7 protein-coding genes are annotated in these 6,373 nt (G+C 50.0%); all 7 read left to right on the top strand.

The window, feature by feature from the left end; all coding sequences use genetic code 11:
- The coding region (locus AB5542_RS20680) for an NADH-quinone oxidoreductase subunit H (RefSeq protein ID WP_368243421.1) at window positions 1-714 on the top strand (714 nt) is incomplete at its 5' end.
- A gap of 10 nt (window positions 715-724) precedes the next feature.
- Window positions 725-1,234, top strand: a complete 510-nt coding sequence (locus AB5542_RS20675; protein WP_279038743.1) for a 4Fe-4S dicluster domain-containing protein — start codon at window positions 725-727, stop codon at window positions 1,232-1,234.
- Between the two features lie 30 nt (window positions 1,235-1,264).
- Window positions 1,265-1,777: an NADH-quinone oxidoreductase subunit J gene (locus AB5542_RS20670; RefSeq protein WP_027199796.1), complete on the top strand. Its 513-nt coding sequence runs from the start codon at window positions 1,265-1,267 to the stop codon at window positions 1,775-1,777.
- Window positions 1,778-1,924: 147 nt separating this feature from the next.
- Window positions 1,925-2,260, top strand: a complete 336-nt coding sequence (gene nuoK, locus AB5542_RS20665) for an NADH-quinone oxidoreductase subunit NuoK (RefSeq protein WP_151412216.1) — start codon at window positions 1,925-1,927, stop codon at window positions 2,258-2,260.
- A gap of 266 nt (window positions 2,261-2,526) precedes the next feature.
- Complete coding sequence (gene nuoL, locus AB5542_RS20660; RefSeq protein ID WP_279038742.1) at window positions 2,527-4,431, top strand: NADH-quinone oxidoreductase subunit L; 1,905 nt, start codon at window positions 2,527-2,529, stop codon at window positions 4,429-4,431.
- 178 nt (window positions 4,432-4,609) lie between these two features.
- Window positions 4,610-6,100, top strand: a complete 1,491-nt coding sequence (locus AB5542_RS20655; RefSeq protein ID WP_270543712.1) for a NuoM family protein — start codon at window positions 4,610-4,612, stop codon at window positions 6,098-6,100.
- A 51-nt stretch (window positions 6,101-6,151) separates the two neighbouring features.
- Window positions 6,152-6,373: hypothetical protein (locus tag AB5542_RS20650; RefSeq protein ID WP_368243420.1), on the top strand; the 222-nt coding region annotated here is incomplete at its 3' end.

The raw sequence follows: 6,373 nt of genomic DNA, 5'->3' as shown, positions 1-6,373 counted from the left end.
CTACACGTGATCGACTTCAACGTGGGAATCTTCTTCCTGATCGCCGTGTCGTCCATCGGTATCGTGGGAATCCTGCTTGCCGGGTGGGCCAGTAATAATAAATACTCGTTGATCGGTGCCATGCGAAGTGGCGCGCAGATGATCAGTTACGAGTTATCCATCGGGTTATCCATCCTTACCGTGGTGGTATTCACCGGAAGTATGCAGCTCTCCACGATCGTGGAAGGACAGGCAGACGGGTGGTTGCTATTCAAAGGACATATCCCGGCCTGTATCGCGTTTATCGTTTACATCATCGCCGGGACAGCCGAGACGAACCGGGGTCCCTTCGACTTGCCGGAGGCCGACTCGGAGTTGACCGCGGGGTACCACACGGAGTATTCCGGTATGCACTTCGGGTTCTTCTACCTCGCCGAATACTTGAACATGTTCGTGGTTGCATCCGTGGCCAGCACCCTGTTCTTAGGCGGTTGGATGCCGTTACACGTTCCCGGCTGGGAAAGTTTCAACCAAATCATGGATTACATTCCTTCCATCTTCTGGTTTTTCGGGAAAACAGCCGTGGTTATATTCATCATCATGTGGTTTAAATGGACCTTCCCGCGGTTGCGTATCGACCAGTTACTCCGCTTGGAATGGCGCTACCTGTTGCCGATTAACCTGATCAACCTTTTCCTGATGGTGATCATTGTCGTATTTAAACTACATTTTTAAAGACGAAGTTATGAAGAGTATTATAAGATATATTACCTCGTTTTTCAAGGGTCTTTTCTCTTTGCTGACCGGGATGAAAGTCACGCTACGGGAATTTTTCACCAAGAAAACGACGGAGCAATACCCGGAAAACCGGGCCACGTTGAAAATGTTTGACCGTTTCCGGGGGGAACTGGTGATGCCTCACGACGAGAACAATCACCACAAATGTATCGCTTGCGGCATCTGCGAGATGAACTGCCCGAACGGGACCATCAAGATCACGTCCGAATTTGTCACGGATGAAACCGGCAAGAAGAAAAAGGTGTTGATAAAATACCGGTACGATTTAGGTAGCTGTATGTTCTGCCAACTCTGCGTAAAAATGTGCCCTCAACAAGCCATCGAGTTCAAACCCACGTTCGAACACGCTGTCTACACGCGCAGTAAACTGGTAAAGTACCTGCACGACGAGTCAATTGAAAATGGACAATTGAAAATTGAAAATGAAAAAGGCGAGAATCGTGCGGCCGGAATCTAAAATTTAAAATCTAAAATCTAAAATAAAGATATGAGTACAGCAGAATTACAAGAAACGGTCTTTTTCATCCTGGCAACGGTTATCGTTGTCTGCTCGATCCTGACCGTGACGACCAACCGAATCTTGAGATCGGCGACCTACCTGCTATTCGTGCTTTTTGCCACTGCCGGAATATATTTCCAGTTGGAATACTCATTCCTAGGGGCAGTGCAATTAACGATCTACGCCGGGGGTATCATTATCCTGTACGTGTTCTCGATATTGCTCACCACGGCAGACAAAAGCAAGGTGAGCAGGTTGAAGAACAGCAAGATGTTTGCCGGGCTAATCACGGCTCTCGCCGGGGCGGCAATATGTGTTTACATCACGTTAATGCACTCGTTCGGTCCCTCTCGCTTCGTGGGTGGGGAGATCAACCAAAAAGTCATCGGAACCGCCTTGATGGGCACGGAGAAATATCAGTACCTACTCCCCTTCGAGGTAATCAGTGTCCTGCTATTGACCTGCATCATCGGTGGAATCATGATAGCGAGAAAAAGATAAAGAAAAGTTTAAAATGTAGAGTTTAGAATGAAAAAGATTCCGTGATTGCCGATTCGATGATTGAGTGATTAAAATCACTTCATCGGAAATCACTAAATCACTTAATCGATAAAATCATAAATCTAAAATAAGTATATGGAACTACACATGGAATATTACTTGGTGATCAGCACGATCATGCTTTTCGCGGGAATTTACGGGTTCATCACCCGGAGGAACCTGCTCGCCGTGTTGATCTCAATCGAGTTGATCCTGAATTCAGTGGACATCAACTTTGCCGTGTTCAACCGTTATCTCTTCCCCGAACAGATGGAAGGCTTTTTCTTCACCCTGTTCGCCATCGGGGTTTCCGCTTGCGAAACAGCCGTTGCCATAGCCATCATCATCAATATATACCGGAACATCCGCAATATACAGGTGAAAAACTTGAACGAGCTGAAAGAAGAAGAGCAAAGGAATGGACAATTGAAAATTGAGAATTGAAAATGAAAAGTTTCCCGAAGACAGTGAGTATTTTAGCTCTCCCTCTGTTTATAGAGGGAGTACCCCGAAGGGGGGAGGGAGTTCTTGTAAATAAAGCGTTTACATGGCAACAAACTCCTCCGTCTGCTTCGCAGCCACCTCCTCTATGAACAGAGGATGAGCTAAAATACCATCTTGCTCTAAAAGATAAAAGTAAGAAATCAAAAAGCGTCCGCACCGTGCGGCTGGAATCTAAAATCTAAAATCTAAAATCAAGAAATCAATACATGGAATACACAGTTTTAATATTGATTCTACCATTGCTGACATTTCTAGCGCTAGGCTTGTTGGGTACGAAATTGAAACCCACCACGGCCGGGAGCATAGGAACGTTATCTTTGGCGATATGTGCCTTGCTAGCCTACATGACGGCATGGCAATATTTCTCGATACCCCGGGTAGAAGGCGTACGCCTCCCGGTCATCCCGTTCAACTTCGAATGGCTGCGTTTCACGCAATACCTGCATATTGATCTGGGTATCTTGCTAGACCCGATTTCCGTCATGATGCTGGTAGTAATCACGACCGTATCATTGATGGTACACGTTTACAGTTTGGGATACATGCACGGGGAAAAAGGTTTCCAGCGTTACTACGCCTTCCTTTCCCTTTTCAGTTTCTCGATGCTGGGTCTCGTGGTAGCCACGAACATCTTCCAGATGTACATTTTCTGGGAGCTGGTGGGTGTTTCTTCCTACCTGTTGATCGGTTTCTACTACACGAAACCGGAGGCTGTCGCCGCGTCCAAGAAAGCGTTTATCGTCACCCGGTTCGCCGACCTCGGTTTCCTGATCGGCATCCTGTTGCTCTCGTTCTACACGAAAACATTCTCTTTCGACCTGTTAACTTCAGGCGACTCGTCACTCTTTGCCGGGGCTGCCGGGACGACCTTCATGGGATGTTCCGTGATGAGCTGGGCCATGGCCTTGATTTTCATGGGAGGTGCCGGGAAGTCGGCCATGTTCCCGTTACATATCTGGTTACCGGACGCTATGGAAGGTCCTACCCCCGTGTCGGCACTGATCCACGCGGCCACGATGGTGGTTGCCGGGGTTTACCTCGTGGCTCGCTTGTTCCCCGTGTATTACTTCGAGGCCCCCGAGGTACTCGTGCTGATCGCGGTCGTGGGAGCGGTCACGTCCCTCTACGCGGCAGTAGTTGCCTGCGTGCAGACGGACATCAAGCGAGTGCTGGCCTTTTCCACGATCTCGCAGATCGGTTTTATGATGGTGGCGCTCGGTGTCTCCGGGATGGAAGGCCACGAAGGCTTGGGCTACATGGCATCCATGTTCCACCTGTTCACGCACGCCATGTTTAAAGCCTTGCTATTCCTCGGCGCGGGAGCCATTATCCATGCCGTTCACAGCAACGAGATGAGCCACATGGGTGGTCTTCGTAAATACCTGCCCGTGACGCACATCACGTTCCTCGTGGCTTGTCTCGCTATTTCAGGTATCCCCCCGTTCTCCGGGTTCTTCAGTAAAGACGAAATACTGGCCGCCACGTTCATGTTCAGCCCGGTACTCGGTGTCGTGATGAGCTTCATCGCGGCCCTGACGGCATTCTACATGTTCCGCCTCTATTATAACATCTTCTGGGGTAAAGAAAGCGCGCATGAACACACCCCACACGAGGCCCCGAAGAGCATGACTCTTCCCCTCGTATTCCTTGCCGTGGTAACACTTTTCGCCGGGTTCATTCCTTTCGGGAAATTTGTCAGTAGCAACGGGATGGAATATATCATCCACCTAGACTGGACAGTAGCCGGCACCAGCATCGTTGTTGCCGTGGCTTCCATCGCTCTTGCCACGTGGTTCTACAAAGGATCGAACCCCGTACCGGATCGTCTGGCCACCACGTTCAGCGGGTTGCATCGCGCCGCTTACCGACGGTTCTACATGGACGAGTTGTACCTCTTCATCACGAAACGTATCATCTTCAACTGCGTATCCCGCCCCATCGCTTGGTTCGACCGCCACGTGATCGACGGATCGCTGAACGGTCTGGCAAACGTCACGCAACGATTGTCTTACTCTATCCGGGGATTACAATCCGGACAAATACAGCAATACGCTTACGTGATCCTGTTCGGCTCGCTATTAATACTAGTCGTGGTTTTATTAATAATGTAAAAATGGAAGAGTTTATAAAGTTCATAAAGTTTATAAGGTCCATAAGATCACGAGTGTCCTTCGGACAGTGTTTATCGGCAGCTCCTGCTGCCGTGGACAAAGCGCCCCGCAGGGGTCCACGAACCTTATGAACTTTATGAACCTTATGAACTTTATAGACTAATAAATTAAAATAGATATGAACTTTTTATCATTATTCGTTCTGATACCAATACTCACGATGGGCGGGTTATTTCTTTCAAAGAACCTGCAACAAATTCGTGTAGCGGTGGCCACGGGAGCTTCCCTGTTGCTGGCCTTAGCCGTCGGGTTGGTATTTGCATATTTAGGAGAACGGGGAGCCGGTAACACGGCAGAAATGCTGTTTACCGCCAGCACGGTTTGGTACGCACCCTTGAACATACATTATTCCGTGGGAGTTGACGGGATCTCGGTAGCCATGTTGCTGCTTTCCGCCGTCATCGTCTTCACGGGTACATTCGCGTCATGGAAAATGGACTTCCTGCAAAAAGAGTATTTCTTGTGGTTTAACCTGCTGGCCATCGGGGTATTCGGGTTCTTTATCTCCGTGGACCTCTTCACCATGTTCATGTTTTACGAGGTGGCCCTCATCCCCATGTACCTGCTGATCGGCGTCTGGGGTAGCGGGAAAAAGGAATACGCTGCCATGAAACTGACGTTGATGTTGATGGGAGGCTCTGCCCTGCTGCTCGTGGGGATTCTTGGCATCTACTTCCACTCCTCGACGACGGGAGCATTCACGATGAACTTGCAGGAAATAGCGCAGGCCCACGCCATGCCCGAAAGCCTGCAACGCTGGTTCTTCCCGTTGGTATTCATCGGGTTCGGGGTCCTCGGGGCATTATTCCCGTTTCATACATGGTCACCCGACGGTCACGCCTCTGCCCCCACGGCAGTCTCCATGCTCCATGCCGGGGTATTGATGAAACTGGGTGGTTACGGGTGTTTCCGGGTAGCCATCTACCTGATGCCGGAGGCCGCTAAAGAGCTTTCATGGATATTCATCATCCTCACGGGTATCAGCGTCGTTTACGGGGCTTACTCGGCCATCGTGCAAACGGACTTGAAATACATCAACGCCTACTCGTCCGTGAGCCACTGCGGGCTGGTATTGTTCGCCATCCTGATGTTAAACCAGACGGCCATGACGGGAGCCGTGATGCAGATGCTTTCCCACGGTCTGATGACAGCCTTGTTCTTCGCCCTGATCGGTATGATCTACGGCCGCACGCATACCCGTGACATCCGGGAAATGGGTGGTTTAATGAAGATCATGCCTTACCTCGGCGTGTGTTACGTGATTGCCGGTCTCGCCTCCCTCGGTCTTCCGGGATTAAGCGGGTTCGTGGCAGAAATGACCGTGTTCGTGGGAGCGTTCCAAGAGACGGACACCTTCCACCGGGTATTCACGATCATCGCTTGCACGTCCATCGTGATCACGGCCGTGTACATTCTGCGAGTGGTCGGGAAACTACTCTACGGGAGCGTGGTCAACGAGCATCACTATGCCCTCACCGATGCCAACTGGTATGAACGTTTTTCCACGATCATACTGATTGTTGCCATCGCCGGAATCGGTCTGGCACCTCTATGGCTCTCCGACATGATCCGGGCATCGCTCGGCTCCGTGCTTGCTGCCCTACAATGAACACGGGAAGATAAAAGTTAAAAGATAAAAACTAAAAGTTGAAAGATAAAAATGAAAGGTTTCCCGAAGACGGTGAGTATTTTAGCTCTCCCTCTGTTTATAGAGGGAAATCGGCGAGTAAGCGAGAACAGACAGGGAGTTCACTCGTTGTCTGTCGAGCGAGAGCCGATTCGAGACCGGTTTCCGGGCTCAATACCCCGAAGGGGGGAGGGAGTTCTTGTAAATAAAGCGTTTACATGGCAACAAACTCCTCCGTCTGCTTCGCAGCCACCT

The organism is Butyricimonas sp. RTP31003st1_G1_RTP31003_210430, assembly GCF_040920905.1.
GTDB classification, from domain to species: domain Bacteria; phylum Bacteroidota; class Bacteroidia; order Bacteroidales; family Marinifilaceae; genus Butyricimonas; species Butyricimonas paravirosa.
The sequence above is the reverse complement of the archived record's forward strand: the minus strand, read 5'-3'. Positions and strand labels throughout refer to the sequence as shown.